This window comes from Pseudonocardia terrae (genome assembly GCF_021343995.1).
GTDB lineage: Bacteria > Actinomycetota > Actinomycetes > Mycobacteriales > Pseudonocardiaceae > Pseudonocardia > Pseudonocardia terrae.
Window position 1 is genome coordinate 25,317 of record NZ_JAJTTE010000003.1, and the last position, 22,165, is coordinate 47,481.

The window sequence follows — 22,165 nt, forward strand, 5'->3', positions numbered from 1 at the left end:
GCCCTCCCCCGGCCCTCCCGCGGCCCTCCCCGGCCCTCCCGCGTGCGTCGACCGCGACCGGATCGGGCCGGTCCGGGCTCTCACCGGCCCGTCACGGGACCGGGTGCCATCATGGGGACATGACCAGCGTTCCGTCCGTGCCCGCCGCGGACCTGCCGGCCGACGCCGCGATGCTCGACGTCCGCGAGGCCGACGAGTGGGCCGCCGGCCGGGCCCCCGGCTCCCGGCACCTGCCGATGTCCGAGCTCACCCAGCGCCTCGCCGAGATCCCCGAGGACGAGCCGCTCTACGTCGTGTGCCGCTCCGGCGGCCGCTCCGCGCGCGTCGTCGCCTACCTGGCCCAGCAGGGCTACCCGGCCGTGAACGTCGACGGCGGCATGCAGGCGTGGGCCGGTTCGGGCCGCGAGATCGTCGCCGACCCGGACCGCACCCCCGAGATCATCTGAGCGGGACCGTGTGAGCCCCACCCCGCCGTCCCGGCCCTCGGGCGGAACCCCCGCCCGGCCTCCCGCGTGCTCGCGGTGCGGGCGGGTCGCGCCGTCCGGGTCCGGGCCGTTCTGCCCGTACTGCGGCCGCTACCTCGCCGCCCTGGCGTGGGTGGCCGAGCCCCCGCCGGACGGGAGGCCGCGCCCATCGGTGCGGCCCCGCTTCCGCTACACCGGCCCGCCCCGCTACCGCGAGGTGCCGCGCTGGGGCTTCCCGCCGCTGCCGTGGCGCGGCGAGCCGGAGGTGGAGCACGAGCCGGCGCTGGAACGGGCCCGCCGGGTCGCCCACCCGCTCGACGTGCTGCTGCGGGTCACCGCCGCCGTCGCCGTGGTGGCCGGGCTCGCCGAGATCCTGCGCTACGTCCTGCTCCTGCTGAGCCGGTCCGACGCGCTGCCGGCCGGGCCGGTCGCCTTCTCCGACGCCGCCGTCGCGTTCGGCGGCTGGGCCTCGCTGGCCGGGCTCGTCGGCTGCGGGGTGCTCATCGTGCTCTGGACACTTCGCGCCCGCGAGGCCGCCGCCGAGCGGACCGGAACCGTGCCGTCCCGACCGGTGGCCGCCGTCGTCGCCGGGTGGGTGGTGCCCGGGCTCAACCTGTCGCTGCCCGGCTCGCTGCTCGCCGAGATCGAGCACGCCGGGCTGGACCGCCCGCCCGCCGAGCGCCCGCGGCCGTCGCGGCTGCTGCTGGTGTGGTGGGCGATGTGGGCCGCCGGGGTGGTACTCGGCGTCGTCGTGTTCCTGTGGTCCTTCCGCGCCGGCGTGCAGGCCATGGCCGACGGGGTCGTCCTGCACGCGGTGCTCGACCTGCTCGCCGCGGCGACCGCGCTGGTCACGGTACGGGTGCTGCGCCACCTCATGGCGCTGCTGGAGCCGGCCCGCCCGGTCCGGCGCGAGACGCTCGTCGCCGTGCGGGCGCCGGGACCGGCGGCGGAGCGGGTCGCGCGCGACGCTACGGTGGCGCCCTGATGGCCAAGAAGAACCGCGACAAGTCCAGCGCCGCCACCGGCGAGAACCCGCGCCGCCCGTGCCCCTGCGGGTCCGGCAAGCGGTACAAGGCGTGCCACGGCGCCGGCGACGACGTGATCGTCACCCGGCCCTTCGAGGGGCTCGCCGCCGAGCCGGACCTCGTCGCGATGCGCGAGTTCCTGCCGTCCGCCGTCGCCCCGCTGCCGCTGCGCGAGACCGGGGAGCGCCCGGTGCGGCTCGCCACCGTGCTGCCGGGCGCCTCGGCCGCGCTCGTCCGGCCGGACGGCGAGATCCTGCTGGGGATGCAGGTGCAGACCCGCTCGGGCGACCTGTCCGCCGACCTCGCGAAGGCGCTGCGCTGGGCCGAGGCGGCCGAGCCGGGGTCGGCGCTGCCGGTCGTCGGGCCCGGGGTGGGGGAGGGCGAGCTCGTCCGGCTGCAGGACCTGCTGGTCGCCGACGCCGAGCTCGACCTCGAGCTGCACCAGGACTTCGCCTGGTGGCTGCCGGCCGACGGCGAGGAGCCCGGCGCCGAGATCGCCGCGACGATCGAGCGCGCCAACTCCGTGATCATGCCGACCGAGGCGCTGGGCGGGGAGGGCGTCCGCGCCGCGTACTGGGTCGACACCGGCACCAAGGCGCATGTGCGCTGGGTGCGCCCGGAGGCCGAGGACGCGCTCATGGCGGCCCTCTCGCGGCTCCACGCGGCCGGCGCGCTGGATCTCGATGAGGGCAGCCGCTACGCGGGCGCCTTCCGCGCCCACGGCCTGCTCGTGCCGGTGTGGGACGTGGACCGGGAGATGCACGCCAAGGAGTGGTCCGCCCCCGCGGTGGCCTTCGCCCAGCGGCTGGAGCGGGCGCTGGCCGCGACGGACGAGCTGTCCACGGCCGAGCGCAGCGCCCGGGACGCCCTCGCGGGCAAGCAGGTCACCCTGCGCTGACCGCAGTACGGAACCATGACGCGCATTTCGGCCGACAGCGAACGCGTTATGGTTCCATGACGCGATCTGTGGGTCGAGTTGTGCGCACTATGGAACCATAATGCGATTTCTGGGCCGGATTGGGCGCGTCATGGTTCCATGACGCGGCCGTCTCAGACGCGGCCGCCGGCGACGGGTGGGGCGGACGGGTCCGCCGCCTCGCCCTTCGTGAGCTCGCGGGCCACGAAGTCCTCGATGTGGAAGAGGTTGTCCCCGGCCCGGCGGACCACGGTGAGCAGCGTCGACATGGAGGCGACCTCCTCGACCTGCTCCTTGAGGAACCACTGCATGAACTGCTCGCCGAGGTAGTCGCCCTCGTCGCGGGCGGTGCGGGCCAGCGTCGTGATCTGCTCGGTGACCCGCTTCTCCTGCCCGAGCGCCAGCGCGACGACGTCCTCGACGGTCGTGAAGTCGTTCCGCACCTCGTCGATCCCCGGGATCTGCACCCGCTCGTGCGTGTCCAGGATGTACTGCACCATGCTCATCGCGTGGTTGCGCTCCTCCAGTGCCTGGGCGTAGAAGTGCGCGGCCAGCTGGGGGAGGTCCTCCCCGTCGAGCCACACCGCGACGGCCGTGTACTGCTGCGAGGCCGTGAACTCGCTGCGGATCTGGTCCTTGAGCAGGGCGAGGAACTTCGAGTCGGACACCCAGGAAGGGTAGCCTAAGAAGCGCTACGGGCGCAGTCCCGCGGGGAGCAGGGCGTACCCCACGAACGCCACGACGTCGATCAGCGCGTGCGCCCCCACCAGCGGCCACAACCGCCCCGTCCGCTGCCACACCCGCCCGAACACCAGCCCCATCACCAGGTTCCCGACGAACCCGCCCAGCCCCTGGTAGAGGTGGTACGCCCCGCGCAGCACCGCGGCCGCGAGCACCGAGCGGTCGGCCGACCAGCCGAGCTGGCGCAGCCGGGTCAGCAGGTACCCGATCATCACGACCTCCTCGGCCCAGGCGTTCGCCGCCGCGGAGAGGATCAGGACGGGGGTCCGCCACCAGACGTCGCCGAGCGTGCTTGGGGCGATGTCGAGGCTCACGCCGAGCGCCCGGGCCAGCAGGTACAGGCCGAGCCCCGGGATGCCGATCAGCGCGGCCAGCCCGACGGCGCCGAGGGCGTCCCGCTTCGGGCGCGTCCGGTCGAGCCCGATCCGGGCGAGCGGGAACCCGGCGCGGAGCAGCAGGTAGGCCGCCAGGGCGCCCCAGCCGACGAGCTGCAGCACCCGGACCAGCTGCAGCGCGAGGTCGACCAGGTCCGCATGCGCCGCCGGCGCGTTCAGCGCGACCTGCTGGTCGGCCAGGGGAGTGGGGGCGAGCAGCGCGTCGACCAGGGACAGGGCGCTGCGCAGCGCGGAGAGCCCGAGCGTCACCGTGAGCACCACGGCGATCTCCAGCCCGATCAGCCGGCGCTCCCGGGGACCGGTGACCTCCGCGACCTCCGACGGCGGGGCCGCGAGCCACCGCCCGACCCGACCACCCGCCACGCCGCCGACGCTACCGCTCCCGGCGGCGGGAGGTCCGCCGCCCCGTGATCGTCGTCCGCGACCGCGGAGCGCCGACCGTGCCGCCGAGACGACCCGAGCGGTGATCACAAACCGGAGTGTCCACACGCGTCCGCCGGCCTCGGCCCTCCGCATGATCGCCGTCCGGGACCGCTGCGTGCCGGATGTGGCGTCGACGCGTCCGGGCCGGTGATCAGGGTGGTCGGTGCCCGCATCTCCCGTCCGCGTCAGAGCTCGTGATCGCCGGCTGCGACCGTCCAGCCGTCGGATTCGTCGCGTCCCGGCCGCAGGCGATGATCACGGGCCCTGGAGCGGCCGATCCGCCGGGTTCTGCTTCTGATCGTCGGTCGGGACCGCCGGCGGCCGGATGTGGCGCCGAGGAGTCCCGCGCGGTGATCACCGACCGGAGCGAACCCTCCGCCACCTCGGCCTCGCGTGATCGCCCGGGACCGCCGAGCGTGAGATGTGGCGTCCACGGGTCCGGACCGGTGATCGCCCGGGCGGGCCGGTGTGCTGCCGGCACCCCTCGGCCCACGTGGCCCGGACGGCGACGACCGCCGGGGCCGTCGTCGGGCCGCGTATCCTGGTCGGCGTGTGGCGCGTGGTGCTGTCCCCCCGCTGGATCCTCTGGCACCTGCTGGCGATCCTCGCGGTGGCCGGCTCCGTGATCGCGGCGATCTGGCAGTGGGACCGCGCGGGCTCGGCGATGGGCTCCGCGCTGAACGTCGGCTACGGCATCCAGTGGCCCATCTTCGCGGTGTTCTTCGCCTACATGTGGTGGCGGTTCCTGCGCCTGGACCTGCGAGAGCACCGCGGCACCCCGGCGACCGAGGCGCTCCCGGAGGCCGCGGAGCCCGTGGCGCCCGCGGAGACCCGGGAGAACGCCGAGACCGAGGCCCGGCCCGAACCGGCCCCCACCGCTCCCGCGGCCGCGGCCGACGACACCCCGCTGCCCTGGGACGACTCCCCGTTCACCCGCAGCCCGGTCGCCGCCCCGACACCCGTCACGGACACCGAGTCGCCCGGGCTGGCCGAGTACAACCGGATGCTCGCCGGGCTGGCCGCCCGCGACCGGGAGACCGCGGACGGCCGGTGAGCCGGCGCGGTTACAGTCGAGGCGTGACCAGCCCCAGGACGTCCACCGCGCAGCGCCCCGTCGGGTGGCGGCTGCCGCTGTACCGCGTGTTCGCCTACGTGACGGGCGTCGGGCTGCTGCTGCTCGTGTTCTACGCGATGCCGATGAAGTACTTCGCCGGAGACCCCGGGCCGGTGGCGATCATCGGCATGTTGCACGGCTTCCTGTACATGGCCTACATCGTGGTCACGCTGGTGCTGGCCGAGCGTGCGCGGTTCACGCCGGTGTTCGCACTGCTGGTGCTGCTCGCGGGCACGATCCCGGTCTGCTCGTTCATCGCGGAGCGCAAGGTCACCCAGCGGGTGCAGGCGCAGGAGCGGGCCCCGCAGCGGGAGGGCTGACGAGGGCCGGGCCGTTCAGGCCTCGTCGGCCTGGGCGTGCGCGCCCCCGCCGACCTGGCGGAACGGGCACCCCACCAGCAGCCCCAGCTGCACGCGCAGCTCCTCGGCCGTCGTGGCCTCCTGCGGCCACGCGAGCCGGACGTCGTGGTCACCCTCGGGCGTCTCCACGCGCAGCCGCAGCCCGCAGCGGTCCACGCCGAGCGGCCGGACGCGCGCGCCCATGGTGCAGCGCAGCGGCGCGGGCAGGTGCCGGGCGAGCGCGTCGAAGACCTCGGGATGGGTCTCCTCGAGGTGCGAGAGCCAGTGGTCCTCCATCCGGCAGAACGGGTCCGGACGGGCGGCGGCCAGGTCGACGGGCGCGAGCGCGGCCGTGCCCTCGGCGTCGGCCAGCACGGCCGAGCTCGGGGTCAGCTTGACCAGCGTGGCGCCGTGGCCGAGGTCGAGCAGCCGCGGGTGCGGGACGACGTCGGCGACCTGCACGGCGGCCCGGCGGGCGGACGTGGGGTCGGGCAGCCGGAGCCAGCCGCTGATCCACAGCAGCGCGCGGACCGGCTCGCGCAGCTCGACCGGCGCTCGGTCGGTCAGCTCGAGCATGGCGGGGATCTCGCTCCGGTCCGAGGTGCGGATCGCCTCCAGCACCGACGACTCGTCGGGGAGCAGTACGACGGCAGAGCCATCGGCGTGGACGTGGTGCACGAGCGGCACGACGGGCTCCGGTCCGCCCGTCCCGACCAGTGCCGCCTCCCCGCCGCGCGCCGCGACGCTCCGGGCGCGTTCGGCGTCCGCAGGTGCCGGCGGACGCCGGAGCCGGGTCTGTCCCACGTAGCTCACCTCCGAGTTAGGTGAGGCTAAGTTAGCTGCCGGACGACGGGCCTGTCCAGGGCGGAGCGGCCACCCCTTGTCGGGGCCGGGTGAACGGCGGGTTAGCGTGCGTACCCGTGACGACCGTGCCCTCGGGATCCTCCGCCGACCCGTGGCCGATCCGTCCCCTGCTCGCCGGGCTGGTCGACGACGCGAGCCTCGTCCAGCCGCGGATGGTCGCCCCGAGCATCGACGCGGTGGTCGCCCGTTACCTGTCGGCCCGCGACGGGGCCTACGGGGGCATGATCGGCCACCTGGTCTGCCCCGTCTCCCGGCTGCCCGCCCTGGTCACGGAGCTGGCCCGGTCCGCGCCGTCGCGGCCGGTCGACCTCTCGCTCGTCGTCGACACCGGGCTGGGCGCGGTGCCGAAGGCACTGTCCACCGTCTTCTCCCGGTCCAGCCTGCTGACCCCGCGCACGGTCGAGACCGCCGCGCCGCCGGACGTCGACGCCGTCTGGCTCGAGCGCGTCTCGGAGTTCGTGCCGGACGAGGTCACCCCCGTCGTCGAGCCGCGGCGCCCGCTCGGCGGCACCGCGGACGAGATCGTCGCTTGGCTCGACGCGGTGCAGCGGGTCGCCGAGCACGGCTGCACCCCCAAGCTGCGCTGCGGCGGCCCCCGGCCGTCGGACGTGCCGTCGGTGGCCGAGGTCGAGCGGTTCCTGCAGGTCACCGTCGGGGCCGGGCGCGGGTTCACCGCGATCGGGCTGCGCGAGGCGGTGCGGCCCACGCCGGAGAACGAGAACGACCGGGGCCGGCACGGCGTGCTCAACCTGCTGCTCGCCGTCGCCCGCGAGCTGGGCACCGGTGGTGAGGGCACGGTCGGCGACGCCCTCCGGGAGACGGACGGGCAGGCGCTGGTCGGCGAGGCCGAGGCGCTGTCCGGGCGCACGGTCGACACGGTGCGCGGCCTGTTCACCTGCTGCGGGATCGACCCCGACCCGATGTCGATCAGCGAGTTCGCCACGCTCGGCCTGCTGTAGGCCGGCGGCCGCCGGACCCCGGGCGCAGGGTCCGGCGACCCCCGGGGCAGCCGGTGCCGAGGATCCCCCGCCCCCCTCGGAACCCGGCTCCCCGACCAGACGTACGGGCCGGGCGGGCCATCGGTTCGTGCGGACCGCGAAGTTCCTCTCTCCGGCCCGGCGGGTTGGTCGGGACGGGGCAGCGCGGCGGCCGCCGGCGGCCCGACTAGGCTGGCCGATCGTGCCCCGTCCCCGATCCCGCATCGGTTTCCTCGGCCCGCACGCCACCTTCACCGAGCAGGCGTTGCGCACGCTGCCGGAGTCCGAGGACGCGGAGCTGGTGCCGCTGCCGGGTAACCCCGCCGTGCTCCGCGCCGTTCGTGCGGGCACCGTCGAGGCCGGCTGCGTGCCGATCGAGAACAGCGTCGAGGGTGCCGTGCCGCCCGTGCTCGACGGGCTGGTCGAGGAGCCGCCGCTGGTGATCGTCCGCGAGGCCGTCATCCCGGTGAAGTTCGTGCTGCTCGGCCGCGCGGGCACGACCCTCGACGCCGTCCGCTCCGTCGCCTCGCACGGCCACGGCATCGCCCAGACCCGCGGCTGGATCGCCGCGAACCTGCCCGAGGCCGAGGTCCGGGTGGCCACCTCGACCTCCGAGGGGGCGGCGCAGGCCGCCCGCGGCGAGGTCGACGCCGCCGTGTCGTCGCCGTTGGCCGCCGAGCAGCACGGGCTCGAGGTCCTGGCCGACGACATCGCCGACAACGCCGGTGCCGTCACCCGCTTCGTGCTCGTCACCCGGCCCGGCACGCCGCCGCCGGCCACCGGCCACGACCGCACGACGTTGGCCCTGACCACGGAGAACCGGCCGGGCTCGTTGCTCGGGCTGCTCACCGAGCTGGCCGTGCGGGGGATCGACCTGACCCGCATCGAGTCCCGCCCGATCAAGGACCGGCACGCCGACTACTGGTTCCACCTCGACTGCAGCGGGCACGTCGCGGACCCGGCGATGGGGGAGGCGCTGGCCGCGCTGCACCGCCGCTGCGACCGGGTCCGCTTCCTCGGCTCCTACCCGCGGGCGGTCGGTGCGCCCGAGCCCGTGGAGGGGGTCGGGGCGCCCGCGGTCCCGCTGCACGGGGCCGACGCCGCGGCGTACCGGGCGGCGCAGGAGTGGCTGGCCGGAGTGCGGAACGGAGAGTGGACATGACCCCCGAGGAGCCCGAGCAGGACGAGCTGCGCCTGGTCCTGCTGCGGCACGGCCAGACGGACGCGAACGTCGCGCGGGCACTGGACACCGTCCCGCCCGGGGCCCCGCTGAACGAGACGGGCCGGGCGCAGGCGACGGGCATCGCCGAGCTGATCGTGGACTGGCCGATCCGCGCGGTGCACGCCTCGCGGGCCATCCGCGCCCGGCAGACCGCCGAGCCGGTCGCGCTGGCTCACGGGCTGGGCGTGACCGTGGTCGACGGGGTGCACGAGATCTTCGTGGGCGAGCTCGAGGGCCGCTCGGACAAGCCGGCCCGCCGCGAGTTCGACGAGGTGTACGACGCCTGGTGGGGCGGCGACCTCGCGCGCTCCCTGCCCGGCGGGGAGTCGGCGCTGGACCTTCGCGCCCGGTACCTGCCGGCCGTGAACCGGATCGTCGAGCAGACCGAGCGGGCGCACGGGCCGGGCGGGATGGTGGTCCTGGTCAGCCACGGCGCCGCGATCCGGCTCGCCGCGGCCGCGCTGCTCGGCGACACCGCCGAGACCCGGTACGTGCCCAACGCGGGCCGGGTCGTGCTGCGCCGGGACCGGTTCGTCGAGACCGGGTGGGCGCTGGAGCTGTGGGACTCCGGGCCCGCGCTGGTCGGCGACGTGACGGCGGGCGCGGCCCCCGAGGCCCACTGACGCGCCCTGGTGCCCACCGCCGCCCTGCGACGCGGGCGCGGAGGGTTCAGCGCTGCGGGACCGGGTCCCGCTGCCGGGCGAGCAGGACGGCCGGGATCAGCGCCAGCACGCCCAGGACCGCGAGCAGCCAGAACACCGCGGCGAAGGCCGGCCCGGCGCCCTGCGGCAGCAACGTGGCGAGGGTGGTGGCCACCAGTGCACCGCCCACGGCCCCGCCGACCCGCTGGAGGGCGTTGAGCTGGGTGGTCGCGTCCGGCAGCTGCTCGCGCCGCACCACGGCGTAGGCGGCCACGGTCGGCGGGATGGCTGCGAAACCGATCGCGATGCCGCGCAGCACCAGGAGGACCTGCACGAGCACGGGGCCCGGCTCGGCGAGGGCGAAGGGGATCGCGGTGAGTGCCAGGCCCACGCAGCCCGCGGCGGCCACCACACCGCCGCCGAACCGGTCGGTGAGCCTGCCCGCCAGGGGTGTCGAGGCCGCCGTCGCGAGCCCGTAGGAGAGCAGCGCGAGTCCGGTGCCGACGGTGCCGGTCCCGCGTCCGAGCTGCAGGAGCAGCGGGAAGACCAACACGGTCCCGAAGAGCGAGGCGCCGGTGAGCGTGCTGCACACGGTCGCGGTGGCGTACCGGCGGTCGGAGAACAGCCGCAGATCGGTGACCGGGTGCGCGCGGTGCAGCGACCGCACCACGAACAGGGCCAGCGCGATCCCCCCGGCGAGCACGGTGCCGCCCACCACGAGGGGTGCGCCCTGCTCGCCCCCCGCCGTCAGGCCGTAGACCAGCGCGGACAGGCCGATCCCCGCGAGGAGCATGCCGGGCAGGTCGAGCGGCCCGGTGCGCGTCGGCCGTCCCCGCGGCAGCACGCGCACGCCCGCGACCACCCCGACCAGCCCGATCGGGACGTTGACCAGGAACAGCCACGGCCACGACGCCACCTCGAGCAGCACGCCGCCGACGACCGGGCCGAGCGCCGGTCCGAGGCTGACCACCGCCCCGAGCACCGCCATCACCCGGCCGAGCCGCTCCGGGCCGACGGCCTGACCGAGCAGCGCCTGCCCGGTCGGGACCAGGAACCCGGCGGCGATCCCCTGCAGCACCCGCGCGCCGACCAGCAGCGCGAGGGTCGGCGCGAGCGCGCAGAGCACCGAGGCCACGGTGAAGCCCGCGAGCGCGAGCACCCAGAGACGCCCGGCACCGATCCGCCTGCCCGACCACCCGCATGCGGGCAGGGCGACGGCCAGGGCGAGCAGGTAGGAGTGCGCGATCCACTGCGCCGCCCCGAGGCCGGCGCCGAGGTCGCGGGCCATCGACTCCAGCCCGACGGCGACCACGGTCGCGTCGAGCATCGACAGCAGCGCCCCGAGCACCACGACCGCGGCGATCCTCCGGGTCGCCGGGTCCCACACCGTCATGCGGGCACCCGCAGGCCGCGCAACGCGCCCGCCCACGCCGTGACCTCGTCGAGCATCCGGCGCAGCGTCGTCTCCCGGTGGCCGGCCGGGGCGATCCGCCCGACGTCGGTCGGTCCCGTCAGCACGAAATCGGTCATGAGGTCGATGCAGACCTGGGTGCGGACGTCGGCGATCCCGACCTCGGCCAGCACCGGGCGTAGCGCCTCGACGGCCCGGACGCCGCCCTGCACGCCGTAGCCGACCAGGCCGGCGGCCTTGTCGTTCCACTCGGCGAACAGGTAGTCGATCGCGTTCTTCACGGCGGCCGGGAAGGAGTGGTTGTACTCCGGGACCACGAAGACGAAGGCGTCGCAGGCCGCGACGGCCGCGGCCCAGCGCAGGGTGTGCCGGCGGGTGTGGTCGCCGTGGATGGCCGGGGTCGGCTCGTCGAGCAGCGGGAGGTCGAAGTCGGCCAGGTCGAGGAGCTCGACCGTTGCGCCGTGGGCCTCGGCGACCCGCTGCACCCAGGCCGCCACGATCCCGCCCCGACGCTGCGGACGGGTACTGCCGACGATGATCCCGATTCGGATGCCGCTGTTCACGAGCGGTAAAGTACAACGTGCATGGCAAAGTGACAACGCTCGTTGCATCGGGTAGGAAGACGAGGTGACCACGGTCGGGACCGGGCCGCGGCGGGGGCTCGCGGACAAGCGGCGCGCGATCCTGCGCGGCGCGCTCGCGGTGTTCGCGCGCGAGGGCTACACCCGCGCGAGCATCGACCTCATCGCGCGCGAGGCCGGGGTCTCCACGCGCACGATCTACAACCACTTCCGCGACAAGGCCGCCCTGTTCGAGACGGTGATCCAGGAGAGCGCGCAGCGGGTCGCCGAGGAGCAGATCGCCGAGATGGAGCGGCACCTCGGCCAGGTCGCCGGAGGGCCGGCGGCGCTGGAGGCGGCCCTGCTCGCCTTCGGCCGGGCGCACGCGCAGCCCACCGCGGGCGAGCACTTCGCGCTCGTCCGGCAGATCCAGGCCGAGGTGCTGCACATCCCCGCCGAGGCGCTCGAGGCGTGGCAGGAGACCGGGCCGCGACGGGTGCAGCGCGCGCTCACAGGGCACATCGCCCGGTTCATGGCCGAGGGCCGGCTGCGCGAGGCGGACCCGCACCGCACGGCCCGGCACCTCGTGCTGCTGGCGGCGGGCGAGGTGACCAGCCGGTCCTTCCACGGCGCGCTCCCGCTGCCGCGGGGCGAGCTCGACACGATCGTCGCCACCGGGGTCGACGCGTTCCTGCGTGCCTATGCGCCCTGACCGGAGGGGCGCAGCTCAGCCCCAGCCGAGCTCGTGGAGCGTGTGCTCGTCGATCCCGAAGTGGTGGGCGATCTCGTGCACCACGGTCACGGCGACCTCGTGCACGACCTCGTCCTCGGTCGCGCATATCCCCAGCACCGCGTCGCGGAAGATCGTGATGCGGTCGGGCAGGACGCCGCCGTAGTCGCTGGTCCGGTCGGTGAGCGCGACGCCCTCGTACAGGCCCAGTAGCTCCGGATCGTCGGGATGCCGGTCCTCGACCAGCACCACGACGTTGTCCATCGCCGCGGTGAGCCGCCGGGGGATCGTGTCCAGGGCGTCGGACACCAGCTCGTCGAACCGGATCCGGCTCATCTCCACCACGACGTCAGGGTGCCTGAACGGGCACCTCCGGCGGCGGGCCGGCCGGAACGGCCGCCGACTCCGTCGCCGACGGAGCGGGCGCCCCCGAGCTCGGCGGCGCCGGCTCGGGCGCCGACGGCGGGACGCTCGGGTCCGTGGTCGGCGCGACGGACTGCGTCGGCGGGGCCGGCACGCCCGGCTTCGGCGTGGTGGTGGCCGCCGGGGCGGGCTGGTCGCCCACTGTCACGGCGCCCTTGACCGGCCCGGTGACCGGCGCGAACCCGCTGCGGTCCGGCAGCAGCGCCGCCAGGTTGCAGTTGACCTTGCGGGTGCCCGCGTTCCAGGAGTCCTCGGTGACGTTGTCCCAGTACACGGTGAGCTTCTTGTCCGTGATGACCTGGGCGCCGCCGGCGTAGTCGCCCGCGATCCGGCTGCACTCCGGCTGCAGGAACCCGTCCTGGTCGCCCACCGCCGGGAAGCCGCTCTGGAACTTCTGCGAGAGGTCGACGACGCCGACCGTCTCCACCGCGTGCGGCCCGGCGCAGTCCGTGGGGTCGCCGACCCGCGGCCCGTCGATCGCCAGGCAGGTCCCGGGCGCGTAGGTCCCGGACTGGTCCTGGTCGGCCGCCTTGCCGGCCAGCGGGTACAGCGCGCCGGAGCGCGAGGCGCTCTGCACGCCGCAGCGCAGCTCGCGGTCCCCCTCGTCCCACTTCTTCTGCGACGGCTTGAGCGCGCCCACCCGGAACTTGCCGTTCGGGTCGAACTTGCCGCCGAGGTACTGCAGCACGACCGGCGTGCACCGCTCGTTGACGAGCTGGCGCATGGTCGCGTCGTCCGGCAGAGTCTGCTGGTCGGTGAGCTGGACGGTCCCCGACTGCTCGAACAGGTGCGGCTGCGCGCAGTCGACGACGGCGGTGTCCGCGGCGTCGGCACGGGCCCAGTTCAGGCAGGTCCCGGGGGTGGTCGGCGGCGGCGGGATGTCCTCGACGTCGGCCGAGGTGCCGTTGGGCGAGGGGAGCGCGGCCAGGGAGCCGAGCACCGGCACGGTGGCGCCGGCGACGGTGTCGAGCGTGGCCACGCCGAGCATCACGCCGGCGCCCACGAGGACGGCCGCGACGATCCGCCGCGCCTGGCGGCGGCCCGGCAGGCGCGCACCCCGGCGGGGGGACGCGGGCGGCGGGCTCGTCCGCGGGGAGCGGGCCGGGCGGTCGCCGACGGCGAGGGGGGAGCGGCCGCCGGACGGGGTGGGGAGCTCGTCCATGTCGGCGACCATCTTGCCGTCCCCGTCCGGGCGACCCGATCCGGTGCCGTCGTCGCTCGGTCATCGGTCGGGCGCGTGCTGCGAGGTGTCGTCGGGGGACGGCGAGGAACCCCGATCCGGTGAGCCTGCGCGACGGGAGGCCTCCCGGGTCGGGTGAACGGTGTCACGATCTTGGTCGGTCCGATACCGAGCCGAGACCGTGGGCGGTTCCGCACGTACGCCCGGAGCGGATACGGTGCGCGGCGGGGGTGGACGCATGACGGAGCACGACGGCCGGGACCAGCCCGGACCGCCGGACGAGACCGGGGAGACCCGGCCCGTCGAGAGGGCCCGCGGCCGGATGACGGAGCAGGACGCGTCGACCACGCCCCGCGAACCCACCCTGGCCGAGAAGCGCGCCCGCGAGCAGGGCGCCCGCCGTCGCGCCGAGGAGGCCCGGCTGGCCGAGGAGGAGGCCGGGCGCCGGAAGAAGCGCAAGCGGATCCTGATCGGCTCCGGCGTGGCGGTCGGCGTGGTCGCGCTGATCGCCGTCGGGTACGCCGTGTCCTCGGACGACGAGGAGGTCCAGGCCCGCTGCGTCGACGACAACAACGTCGTCGTCGACGACGGGAACTGCGTCACCCCGGCCTCGGCCAGCAACAACACCTACTACGGGGGCGGCGGCTTCTTCCCGATCTTCATCGGGGCCGGCGGCCGCCAGTACCACTACAACTACGGCGGCTCGGGCAACATCGGCCAGGTCGCCACCGGCGGGACCACGACGGTGCCGCAGAACGCGACCGTCCGCACACCGTCGGGCAAGACGATCTCGCGCGGTGGCCTCGGCGTGAGCAACGGCGGCTCGTCCTCGGGCGGGTCGAAGGGCACGTCGGGCGGGTCGTCCTCGTCGGGCGGGAAGTCCGGCGGAAGCAGCGGGAGCTGAGCGGTGCGCCGTGAACGCGGGGCCGCGCGCCCCGGCTGGCAGCAGATCGTCCGCGACCAGGGGCTCGTCTACGACGCGCCGGGACGGGACGAGAACGGGCTCGCCCGGCCGTACTGGGACGAGTCGGTGCACTACGTCTTCGAGATGGACGAGATCCTCTCCCTCGAGGCGGACGTCGAGCTCCTGCACTCGATGTGCCTGGAGGCCGTCGACCACGTCGTGACGACCGAGCGGTTCCGCGACTTCGCCCTGCCCGAGTGGGTGTGGGAGAAGGTCGCGGACTCGTGGAAGCGGCACGACCCGCACGTCTACGGCCGCTTCGACCTGCGCTACGACGGCTCCGGCCCGGCCAAGCTGCTCGAGTACAACGCCGACACCCCGACCACCTTGCTCGAGGCGTCGATCCTGCAGTGGTACTGGCTGAAGGACACCCATCCCGACGACGACCAGTGGAACTCCCTGCACGAGCGCCTGGTCGAGCGGTTCGGCGAGATCAAGGGCGCGCTGCCCGGCTCCGAGGTGCACTTCACCTGGTCCGGCGGCGACGCCACCGGCGAGGACCACGTGACCGTCGGGTACCTGCAGGAGACCGCGGCCGAGGCCGGCCTGGACACCGTGGGTCTGCGGATCGAGGACATCGGCTGGGACGTCGACCTCGACCGCTTCGTCGACCTCGCGGAGGCGTCGATCGCGACGGTGTTCAAGCTCTACCCCTGGGAGTGGATCCTCACCGAGGAGTTCGGCAAGCACGTCGTGCGCAGCCTGCCCGAGACCCTCTGGCTCGAGCCGCTGTGGAAGACGCTGCTGTCGAACAAGGCGATCCTCGCCGTGCTGTGGGAGATGTACCCCGGCCACCCGAACCTGCTGCCCGCCTACCTGAACGACCCGGGCCTGCTCACCGAGTACGTGCGCAAGCCGCTGCTGGGCCGCGAGGGGGCGAACGTCGACATCGTCTCGCCCGGCTCGCAGGTCTCGACCGGCGGCGTGTACGGCGAGGAGGGCTACGTCTACCAGCTCTTCGACCCGCTGCCCGTGTTCGACGGCTTCCGGCCCGCCCTGGGCGCGTGGATCGTGGGCGACGGCTCGGCGGGTCTCGGCATCCGCGAGACCGCGGGCCTGGTGACGGACGACGGCGCCGCGTTCGTGCCGCACCGCATCCCCGAGGACTGACGCCGCCGATCCTCGGGCCCCGACCCCCGCTTCCCGTCCCTTTCCTCCCGGAGGACCCCATGACCCTCGCCCTCGATGCGGCGTACTTCGCGAACATCGGCCGCGGCGTCGGTGCGATCCTGCTCTACGCGCTGCTCGGCGCGCTGCTCATGCTCATCGGCTTCTGGGCCATCGACATCACCACACCCGGCAAGCTGAACCGGCTGGTCCGCGACGGCCGCCCGGGCGCGGTGCTGGTGACCTCCGCCGGGATGATCTCGATGGCGTTCATCGTGGTCGTCGCGATCTGGAGCGCCTCGGGGCTGCTGGCCGAGGGGCTGCTCGCGGCGCTGATCTTCGGCCTGGTCGGCATCATCGCCCAGGTCGTCGCGGTGCGGCTGCTGGAGTGGGTCACCGGCATCCGGATCGGTGAGGTGCTGGCGGCCGAGGAGCTGAGCGCCGAGGCGTGGGTGGTCGCGGCCGCGCACGTGGCGCTCGGCCTCGTGGTGGCCGTTGCGATCATCTAGCCCGCGGTCCTCTCCCGGGCCGCGGCTTCTTCCGCGCCGACGTCGGCTTCAGACCCTGTCGCGCACCCGTTCGGCGACGTCCTTCGTCAGCGCCGCGCGGGTGAGCGCGGCGGCGAGCTGCGCGAGCCTGCCGTCGGGGACGAGGGCGGCGAGGTCGTCCGGGGCGGTCGGCAGGCCGAGCTTCTCGGCGCCCTGCCGCGCCTTGCCGTCGAGCGCCGGCCGCAGCTCCGGCCACACGGCCTGGGCCTCGCGGCAGAAGATGTCCGCGCCGGTCGGCCCGAGCCGGGGGAACTCCGTGAGCAGCTCGCGGATGCGGTCCGTGTCGCCGCGGCCCTCCTCGCGCAGCCGGCGCAGGTCGCCCTTCCACCGGTTCAGGAGCAGCTCGGCGCCTTCGCCGAGCGCGGTGGCGGTGCTCTCGTCGTAGCGCGTGTAGTGGGCGCGGCCCAGCGCGTCGACGCGGTCCTGCCAGCTCGCGTCGCGCATCTTCTCCGGCGTGCCCATCCCGGAGCGGACGAGCTCGTGCGCCGCGTCGACGGCGACGTCCGCCCGGATGCGGGTCGACAGCAGCACCGCCAGCACCAGCAGCCGGTACAGCGGCGCGGGCGTGTCCTTGAGCGTGATCCCGGCCTGCTCGGCGTAGGTCTCGCCGGCCTCGTCGAGCAGCGCGGTCACGGTGTCCTGTGGCGCACCCATACCGACGACTACCCGCGTTGTGGAGCCACGATGCACCCCAGCCCGCACCCCGAGGTGAGTCATGGAGCCAGGACGCACGACGCGGCGGCGGACGGCGCCGGGGCGGTGCGGCGGCGCCGGCGGCGGGCGCGCAGGCCCAGGACGGCCAGCGCCACCAGCACCCCGGCCACCGTCGCGACGAGCCGGTCGGTCAGCAGCGTGCCGGTGGGGACCGGGTGCATCGTCGTGCCGACCACCAGGGCGAGAGGCGTGATGAACAGCAGCGCGACGGCGTAGTTGCGCATCACCAGCAGCTCCGCCGCGGTCTGCAGCGCCACGGCGGCGACCACGATCGCCCAGCCCGGCAGGTGCAGCGCCAGCAGCGCCGCGGCGACCGCGAGCCCGCCCAGCGTGCCGCCGATGCGCATCACGCCGCGGTTCACCCGCGCCCGCGAGCCCGTGACCGACAGCGGGACGACGGCCGCGACCAGCGCCCAGTACACGTGGTCCACCCCGAGCAGCACGGCGAGCGGGGCGGTGACCGCGCAGGCCAGCAGGACCTCGAGCACGATCTCCCGGCGCGCCGCCTCGCGCAGCGGGACCGCGAGCAGCGGCGCCCGGCGCCGGACGTGCCCGGGCAGCAGGGCCCCGGCGCTCCCGACCACGACCGCGAACGCGGCCGAGCCCGCGGCGACGGCCACGACCTGCAGCGCGGCGGCGAGGCCGAGCGGGTGGGCACCGGCGAACGCGCCGGCGGCGAAGACGAAGAACAGCGGCCCGCCGGGCTTCCAGCCGACGACCTCGCCGCCGATCGTCCCGGCGACGGCCACGCCCACCAGGACGAGGAGCGCGAGCCAGGGCGAGGCGGGCAGGTGCGCGGCGAGCAACCCGAACGCGACGCTCGCGACCAGCCCCAGACCGGTGAGCGCCTGCACCTGGGTACGGGCCGGCACCGTCAGGTTCCGGCCGTAGATCGCGGCGAAGGCGCCGAAGGTGGCCGCGCCCAGCAGGTCCAGGCGGCCGAGCACGAGCAGCACGAGCATGGGAACCCCTACCGAGATCCCGCACCGCAGTGCGGGCCGGTGCGCCCCGGCGTGGGCCTCGAAACGGACCAGTTCACGGACCAGCGTCCCCTGCACGCATACTCCTTTCACCGGTGTACAAAGTACTTCACCAGTGTACGAAAGGGGAAGCCAGTGACGGCGAACCGTGACGCGATCGACGAGATCCAGGCGGTGTGGTCGGCCCGGCGCCCGGACCTGGACACCGCGCCCATCGCCGTCGCCGGGCGGATCCTGCGGGCCGCGCGGTTCCTGCAGCAGGCGGCCGACGACTGGCTGGCCGACGCCGGCGTGACCCGCGCGGAGTTCGACGTCCTCAGCCAGCTGCGGCGCAACGACGCGCCGCTGCGCCCCGGCGACCTCACCGCCGGCGTGGTGGGCTCCCCGGCGGCGACCACGAAGCGGCTGCACAAGCTCACCGCGGCCGGCCTGGTCACCCGCACCCCGGACCCCGACGACGCCCGCGCCGCCCGGGTCGCGCTGACCGGGGCGGGGGAGCGGCTGGTCGACGAGGTCCTCCCGCGGCAGGTCGCGGCCGAGGCCGAGCTGCTCGAGGTCTTCACGCCGGCCGAGCGCGAGTCGTTGGCGGCCCTGCTGCGGACCGCGCTGCTGGCCTGGGAACCGTGAGCGGCGGGCCCGCGCTGTCCGTCCGGACCGGGTCCGGCGGTCCGGGGCCAGGGCTGCTTCTCGGTCCAGGACCGCTGCTCAGTCCAGGGCGGCCACGTCCGGCACGCGGGCCTCGGGCGGCGGCATCGCCTCCAGCTCGGTGCGCACCTCGCGCGCGTTGGCGGCCAGCTCGCCGTCGGCGACGAGGCGGTGCAGCGCCTCGGCGGTGACCTTTCCGGACAGGCCCGCGCCGCGCCGGGCGATGAGCTCGGCGTTGTGCCGACGGTCCCCGGCCCCGGGCACGGCGAGCTGCGGGATCCCCGCGGACAGCGCGCCCATCGCGGTGCCGGAGCCGCCGTGGTGGACGATCGCCGCGCACAGCGGCATGACGTCGACGAGCGGGACCCAGCCCACCGTCCGCACCCGGTCCATCCCGTGCGCCCGGCGCTCGACCCGCGGTTCCGGCCGGACCAGCACGATCTCGGCGTCGACCTCCGCGGCGGCGGCCAGCGCCGCCGGCATCGGGTCGGCGCCCGGGCCCGGGGCGGTGCTGCGCGAGACGAGGATGCGCGGCCGGTCTGCGGCGTCGGAGGGCACCCGCAGCCAGGCCGGGATCTCCCCGCCACCGCGCTGCACCGGCCGCATCGGCAGCCCGGTCCGCTCGCCGACGACGCTGCGCGGCGCCGTCGTCAGCACGACCTGCGGCGCCGGGAGGCCGCGCTCGTCGTCCAGCCCGTGCCGGCGCAGCGCCCGCCGCATGAGCTTCGAGCCCGCGGTGGCCCGGACCAGCGCCGGCCCGTCGAACAGCGAGTTCTCCAGCAGCACGGTGGGCAGGTCGTACCGGGCGGCGGCGACGCCGGCGGCGACGGCGAGCGGCTCGTGGACCACGACGTCGGGCCGCCACTGCTCGACGACGGTGACCATCCCGTCCGTCAGCTCCTCGTTCACCGCCCCGAACAGCCGCGCGACCATCCGGGTGCCGGCCGTGCCGGTGAGCTCCGCCCGGGCGTCGAGGGGATGGGCGGCCATGTTCCGCGCGGCGATCCGGGCGAAGGAGAGGCCGCGCGCCACGTCGATCACCGGGAGGTTCCCGGTGTCGGCGTTCATCGCGTCGCCGCCGGTGGCGACGAGCACGTCGTGCCCCGCCTCCCACAGCGCCTCACCGAGGGGCAGCATCGGCAGCAGGTGCCCGGTGAGCGGCGCCGACACCACCAGCACGCGCATACCCGCACGCTATCCCGGAGATCGCCCGGACCGCTGCCCGTACGCTGGGGGCGTGTCCGGGCGGGTGGAGTAGTACATGGAGGCCCCGCGCCTCGTCGCGAGCGACGTCGACGGCACCCTGCTCGGCGAGGACCACGAGGTCAGCCCGCGCACCGCCGCCGTGATCGGCAGGCTGGTCGCAGGCGGCGTCCCGTTCGTGCTGGTGACCGGGCGCCCGCCGCGCTGGATCCCGCCGGTGGCGACCCAGCTGGGCGTCGTCCGGTACGCGGTCTGCGCCAACGGCGCGGTGCTCTACGACGTCGAGGCCGACCGGATCGTCGGCTCCCGCGCGCTGCACCCGGAGGACCTCGTCCGCCTCGAGCAGGCCGTCGCGGAGGCCCTGCCCGGCGCCACCCTCGGGGTCGAACGGGTGGGCGAGCGCGCGTTCGACGACCAGGTGGCCCAGTTCGTCGCGGAACCGGACTACGAACACGCCTGGCCGGGCGGCGGGCCGCCGACCGAGGCGCGCGACCGCTTGCTGGCCCACCCCGCGGTCAAGCTGCTGGTCCGGGCCAAGGGGATGTCGAGCGACGCGATGGCCGCCGTCCTGGAGCCGCTGGTCGGCGACGTCGTGGACATCACCTTCTCGCACCCGGGCGGACTGATCGAGGTGGCGCCGGCGGGCGTCTCGAAGGCCACCGGGCTGCGCGACCTCATGGAACGCACGCCGGAGTTCGCCGACATCGCGGCCGACGAGGTCGTCGCCTTCGGCGACATGCCCAACGACGTCGCGATGCTGCGCTGGGCCGGGCACGGGGTGGCGATGGGCAACGCGCACCCGGAGGTCGTCGCGGCGGCGGACGAGACCACGGCGTCCAACGTCGACGACGGCCTCGCCCTCGTCCTCGAGCGCTGGTTCTGACTCCGGTTCCGCCCGGTCCGGTCTCCGGCTGACCAGCACGGACGGGCGGCCGCGGCACGCCGGACCGGGCCCCGGGTGGCTGACGCGTAGCATGGCTGCGCCGTACACCCCGCAGATCGGCGCCCGCGGACCCTCCGCCGCGCGCGCGAGGAGGCCTGCCCGTGACCGACCGGTCGCTCGACGTACCGGCCGTGCCGGACGCACCCGCGGTTCCCGTCCTACCCGCTCCTGCGCCGTCCGAACCCGTCGCACCGGCCTCGCCCGAGGTGCAGGTCCTGTCCGCCGTGCAGCGCGGGATCGCGCGCCCGCGGACGGTCTCCGTGGCCCGGGGCATGTCGCACTTCGGCGAGCACGCGGGCGGCTGGCTCGCGCTGGGTCTCGTCGGTGCGGCCGTCGACCGCCGGCGGCGCGCCGAGTGGCTCTGGTCCGCCGCGGCCGTCGCCTTCGCCCACGGGGCGTCCGTCGGGGTCAAGCGCGTGGTGCGCCGGCCCCGTCCCGAACACCCGTCGGTCGAGGTGCTCGTGGGCACCCCGAGCCGGCTGTCCTTCCCGTCCTCGCACGCCACCTCGACCACTGCCGCCGCCGTGCTCTACGGCCGGCTGCTGCGCTCCCGGGCGCCGCTGGCCGTCGTGCCCGTGATGGCGCTGTCCCGGCTGGTCCTGGGCGTGCACTACCCGACCGACGTGGCGACGGGATCGGCGCTCGGCGCCGGCGTCGCCCTCGCCGCCCGGCGCGTGATCCCGCGCCTGATCCACAGGAAGAAGCGCTGATGACCAGCACGGACGTACCCCCGGCGGTGGAGGCTCCGCAGCGGACCCCGATCGGTCTGGTGGCCGGCGTCGTCAGGACGATGCGCCCTCGCCAGTGGGTCAAGAACGTCCTGGTCCTGGCCGCCCCGTTCGCCTCCGGCGACCTGTTCCACGGCGCGGTGGCCGTCAAGCTCGCCGTCGCGTTCGTGGCGTTCTCGCTGGCCGCGTCGGGCGTCTACCTGGTCAACGACGCCAAGGACGTCGAGGCCGACCGCGCCCACCCGACCAAGCGCAACCGGCCCGTCGCCGCCGGCGTCGTCCCGGTCCCGGTGGCCTACGGCGTGGCGGTCGTCGCCTTCGCCGCCGCCATCGCGCTGTCGCTGCTGGCCTCGGTGCAGTTGCTGATCGTGCTCGGCGTGTACGTCGCCGTGCAGCTGGCCTACTGCTTCTGGCTCAAGCACCAGCCGGTGCTCGACATCTGCATCGTCGCCTCCGGCTTCCTCATGCGCGCCATCGCCGGCGGTGTCGCCGCCGCCATCCCGCTGTCGCAGTGGTTCCTGCTCGCCGCCGGGTTCGGCTCGCTGTTCATGGTCGCGGGCAAGCGCTACGCCGAGATGATGCTCGCCGAGCGCACCGGCGCGAAGATCCGCAAGTCGCTGGAGTCGTACTCCCCGTCCTACCTGCGGTTCGTGTGGGCACTCTCGGCCACCGTGCTGATCATGACCTACGGGCTGTGGGCCTTCGAGATCCGCGAGGCGCACCACAACTCGGTGTGGTCGGTGATCTCCATCGTCCCGTTCGTCGTCGCGGTGCTGCGCTACTCGGTCGACGTCGACAACGGCGACGGCGGCGAGCCCGAGGAGATCGCCCTCGGCGACCGGGTCCTGCAGGTCCTCGCAATCGCCTGGGTGGCGATGCTGACCCTGGCCGTCTACGTCTGACGGCGTT

Annotated in this window: 26 protein-coding genes; 16 read left to right on the top strand and 10 right to left on the bottom strand. The window is 75.0% G+C overall.

Going from position 1 to position 22,165, the window contains the following annotated elements; translation table 11 throughout:
* Positions 1-119 precede the first annotated feature (119 nt).
* Genes LWC33_RS02510 through LWC33_RS02520 form a run of 3 tightly spaced genes read left to right on the top strand, consistent with a single transcriptional unit; the run spans position 120 to position 2,387 of the window.
* A complete protein-coding gene (locus tag LWC33_RS02510) occupies positions 120-446 on the top strand; it encodes a rhodanese-like domain-containing protein (protein ID WP_233302514.1) in 327 nt (108 codons plus the stop codon).
* Positions 447-456: 10 nt separating this feature from the next.
* Complete coding sequence (locus LWC33_RS02515) at positions 457-1,449, top strand: DUF4328 domain-containing protein (protein WP_233302516.1); 993 nt, start codon at positions 457-459, stop codon at positions 1,447-1,449.
* Positions 1,449-2,387, top strand: coding sequence for a DUF5926 family protein (locus LWC33_RS02520; RefSeq protein ID WP_233302517.1), 939 nt, complete (start codon positions 1,449-1,451; stop codon positions 2,385-2,387). The genes LWC33_RS02515 and LWC33_RS02520 overlap by 1 nt, the downstream gene beginning before the upstream one ends.
* Positions 2,388-2,539: 152 nt before the next feature.
* On the opposite strand, the gene LWC33_RS02525 is transcribed toward LWC33_RS02520, so the two are convergent.
* Together LWC33_RS02525 and LWC33_RS02530 are read right to left on the bottom strand one after the other, a co-directional pair.
* Positions 2,540-3,073 carry a ferritin gene (locus LWC33_RS02525; RefSeq protein WP_233302518.1) on the bottom strand — a complete coding sequence of 178 codons (534 nt, stop codon included), beginning with the start codon at positions 3,071-3,073 and terminating at the stop codon, positions 2,540-2,542.
* 24 nt (positions 3,074-3,097) lie between these two features.
* On the bottom strand, positions 3,098-3,904 hold the full coding sequence (locus LWC33_RS02530) for a CPBP family intramembrane glutamic endopeptidase (protein ID WP_308190892.1): 807 nt from the start codon (positions 3,902-3,904) through the stop codon (positions 3,098-3,100).
* A 553-nt stretch (positions 3,905-4,457) separates the two neighbouring features.
* On the opposite strand from LWC33_RS02530, the gene LWC33_RS02535 reads away from it, so the two are divergent.
* Together LWC33_RS02535 and LWC33_RS02540 are read left to right on the top strand one after the other, a co-directional pair.
* Complete coding sequence (locus tag LWC33_RS02535) at positions 4,458-5,018, top strand: hypothetical protein (RefSeq protein ID WP_233302519.1); 561 nt, start codon at positions 4,458-4,460, stop codon at positions 5,016-5,018.
* Between the two features lie 23 nt (positions 5,019-5,041).
* Positions 5,042-5,398: a DUF3817 domain-containing protein gene (locus tag LWC33_RS02540; RefSeq protein WP_233302521.1), complete on the top strand. Its 357-nt coding sequence runs from the start codon at positions 5,042-5,044 to the stop codon at positions 5,396-5,398.
* Positions 5,399-5,413: 15 nt separating this feature from the next.
* Here the strand turns inward: LWC33_RS02540 and LWC33_RS02545 are convergent, their stop codons facing one another.
* Complete coding sequence (locus tag LWC33_RS02545; RefSeq protein ID WP_233302522.1) at positions 5,414-6,220, bottom strand: DUF2470 domain-containing protein; 807 nt, start codon at positions 6,218-6,220, stop codon at positions 5,414-5,416.
* A gap of 116 nt (positions 6,221-6,336) precedes the next feature.
* Here LWC33_RS02545 and LWC33_RS02550 point away from each other — a divergent pair, with 116 nt between their 5' ends.
* From LWC33_RS02550 to LWC33_RS02560, 3 genes are all read left to right on the top strand, one after another.
* The gene (locus LWC33_RS02550; RefSeq protein WP_233302523.1) at positions 6,337-7,239 is read left to right on the top strand and encodes a hypothetical protein; all 903 of its coding nucleotides are present in this window, start codon (positions 6,337-6,339) and stop codon (positions 7,237-7,239) included.
* Between the two features lie 220 nt (positions 7,240-7,459).
* The gene (gene pheA / locus LWC33_RS02555; RefSeq protein WP_233302524.1) at positions 7,460-8,419 is read left to right on the top strand and encodes a prephenate dehydratase; all 960 of its coding nucleotides are present in this window, start codon (positions 7,460-7,462) and stop codon (positions 8,417-8,419) included.
* On the top strand, positions 8,416-9,102 hold the full coding sequence (locus LWC33_RS02560; RefSeq protein WP_233302525.1) for a histidine phosphatase family protein: 687 nt from the start codon (positions 8,416-8,418) through the stop codon (positions 9,100-9,102). Before pheA ends, LWC33_RS02560 begins: the two co-directional genes overlap by 4 nt.
* Positions 9,103-9,148: 46 nt before the next feature.
* Here LWC33_RS02560 and LWC33_RS02565 read toward each other — a convergent pair whose 3' ends face one another.
* Both LWC33_RS02565 and LWC33_RS02570 read right to left on the bottom strand, forming a co-directional pair.
* The gene (locus LWC33_RS02565; RefSeq protein WP_233302526.1) at positions 9,149-10,513 is read right to left on the bottom strand and encodes a DHA2 family efflux MFS transporter permease subunit; all 1,365 of its coding nucleotides are present in this window, start codon (positions 10,511-10,513) and stop codon (positions 9,149-9,151) included.
* A complete protein-coding gene (locus tag LWC33_RS02570; protein WP_233302528.1) occupies positions 10,510-11,094 on the bottom strand; it encodes an NADPH-dependent FMN reductase in 585 nt (194 codons plus the stop codon). The genes LWC33_RS02565 and LWC33_RS02570 overlap by 4 nt, the downstream gene beginning before the upstream one ends.
* Before the next feature lie 64 nt (positions 11,095-11,158).
* On the opposite strand from LWC33_RS02570, the gene LWC33_RS02575 reads away from it, so the two are divergent.
* A complete protein-coding gene (locus LWC33_RS02575; protein WP_233302530.1) occupies positions 11,159-11,803 on the top strand; it encodes a TetR/AcrR family transcriptional regulator in 645 nt (214 codons plus the stop codon).
* A gap of 15 nt (positions 11,804-11,818) precedes the next feature.
* On the opposite strand, the gene LWC33_RS02580 is transcribed toward LWC33_RS02575, so the two are convergent.
* Together LWC33_RS02580 and LWC33_RS02585 are read right to left on the bottom strand one after the other, a co-directional pair.
* Positions 11,819-12,157 (bottom strand): metallopeptidase family protein, encoded by a 339-nt coding sequence (locus LWC33_RS02580; RefSeq protein WP_233302724.1) that lies wholly within the window; start codon positions 12,155-12,157, stop codon positions 11,819-11,821.
* A gap of 13 nt (positions 12,158-12,170) precedes the next feature.
* Positions 12,171-13,406 (bottom strand): septum formation family protein, encoded by a 1,236-nt coding sequence (locus LWC33_RS02585; RefSeq protein ID WP_233302531.1) that lies wholly within the window; start codon positions 13,404-13,406, stop codon positions 12,171-12,173.
* A gap of 256 nt (positions 13,407-13,662) precedes the next feature.
* Between LWC33_RS02585 and LWC33_RS02590 the strand changes: the two genes are divergently transcribed.
* From LWC33_RS02590 to LWC33_RS02600, 3 genes are read left to right on the top strand one after another with little or no spacing between them, the layout of a single operon-like run.
* Positions 13,663-14,328 (top strand): hypothetical protein, encoded by a 666-nt coding sequence (locus tag LWC33_RS02590; RefSeq protein ID WP_233302532.1) that lies wholly within the window; start codon positions 13,663-13,665, stop codon positions 14,326-14,328.
* Positions 14,329-14,331: 3 nt separating this feature from the next.
* A complete protein-coding gene (locus LWC33_RS02595) occupies positions 14,332-15,498 on the top strand; it encodes a glutathionylspermidine synthase family protein (RefSeq protein WP_233302533.1) in 1,167 nt (388 codons plus the stop codon).
* 59 nt (positions 15,499-15,557) lie between these two features.
* The gene (locus LWC33_RS02600) at positions 15,558-16,004 is read left to right on the top strand and encodes a DUF350 domain-containing protein (RefSeq protein WP_233302534.1); all 447 of its coding nucleotides are present in this window, start codon (positions 15,558-15,560) and stop codon (positions 16,002-16,004) included.
* A gap of 48 nt (positions 16,005-16,052) precedes the next feature.
* Here LWC33_RS02600 and LWC33_RS02605 read toward each other — a convergent pair whose 3' ends face one another.
* Together LWC33_RS02605 and LWC33_RS02610 are read right to left on the bottom strand one after the other, a co-directional pair.
* A complete protein-coding gene (locus LWC33_RS02605) occupies positions 16,053-16,697 on the bottom strand; it encodes an endonuclease (protein ID WP_233302535.1) in 645 nt (214 codons plus the stop codon).
* A gap of 59 nt (positions 16,698-16,756) precedes the next feature.
* Positions 16,757-17,815, bottom strand: coding sequence for an FUSC family protein (locus tag LWC33_RS02610; protein ID WP_233302537.1), 1,059 nt, complete (start codon positions 17,813-17,815; stop codon positions 16,757-16,759).
* 57 nt (positions 17,816-17,872) lie between these two features.
* Between LWC33_RS02610 and LWC33_RS02615 the strand changes: the two genes are divergently transcribed.
* Complete coding sequence (locus LWC33_RS02615) at positions 17,873-18,364, top strand: MarR family winged helix-turn-helix transcriptional regulator (protein ID WP_233302538.1); 492 nt, start codon at positions 17,873-17,875, stop codon at positions 18,362-18,364.
* A gap of 78 nt (positions 18,365-18,442) precedes the next feature.
* Here LWC33_RS02615 and LWC33_RS02620 read toward each other — a convergent pair whose 3' ends face one another.
* A complete protein-coding gene (locus LWC33_RS02620; RefSeq protein ID WP_233302539.1) occupies positions 18,443-19,567 on the bottom strand; it encodes a nucleotide disphospho-sugar-binding domain-containing protein in 1,125 nt (374 codons plus the stop codon).
* A 76-nt stretch (positions 19,568-19,643) separates the two neighbouring features.
* Between LWC33_RS02620 and LWC33_RS02625 the strand changes: the two genes are divergently transcribed.
* From LWC33_RS02625 to LWC33_RS02635, 3 genes are all read left to right on the top strand, one after another.
* Positions 19,644-20,468: an HAD family hydrolase gene (locus LWC33_RS02625; RefSeq protein WP_233302541.1), complete on the top strand. Its 825-nt coding sequence runs from the start codon at positions 19,644-19,646 to the stop codon at positions 20,466-20,468.
* Positions 20,469-20,659: 191 nt separating this feature from the next.
* Positions 20,660-21,238 carry a phosphatase PAP2 family protein gene (locus LWC33_RS02630; RefSeq protein WP_372476540.1) on the top strand — a complete coding sequence of 193 codons (579 nt, stop codon included), beginning with the start codon at positions 20,660-20,662 and terminating at the stop codon, positions 21,236-21,238.
* Positions 21,238-22,158 (top strand): decaprenyl-phosphate phosphoribosyltransferase, encoded by a 921-nt coding sequence (locus tag LWC33_RS02635; RefSeq protein WP_233302543.1) that lies wholly within the window; start codon positions 21,238-21,240, stop codon positions 22,156-22,158. The genes LWC33_RS02630 and LWC33_RS02635 overlap by 1 nt, the downstream gene beginning before the upstream one ends.
* Positions 22,159-22,165: the final 7 nt, after the last annotated feature.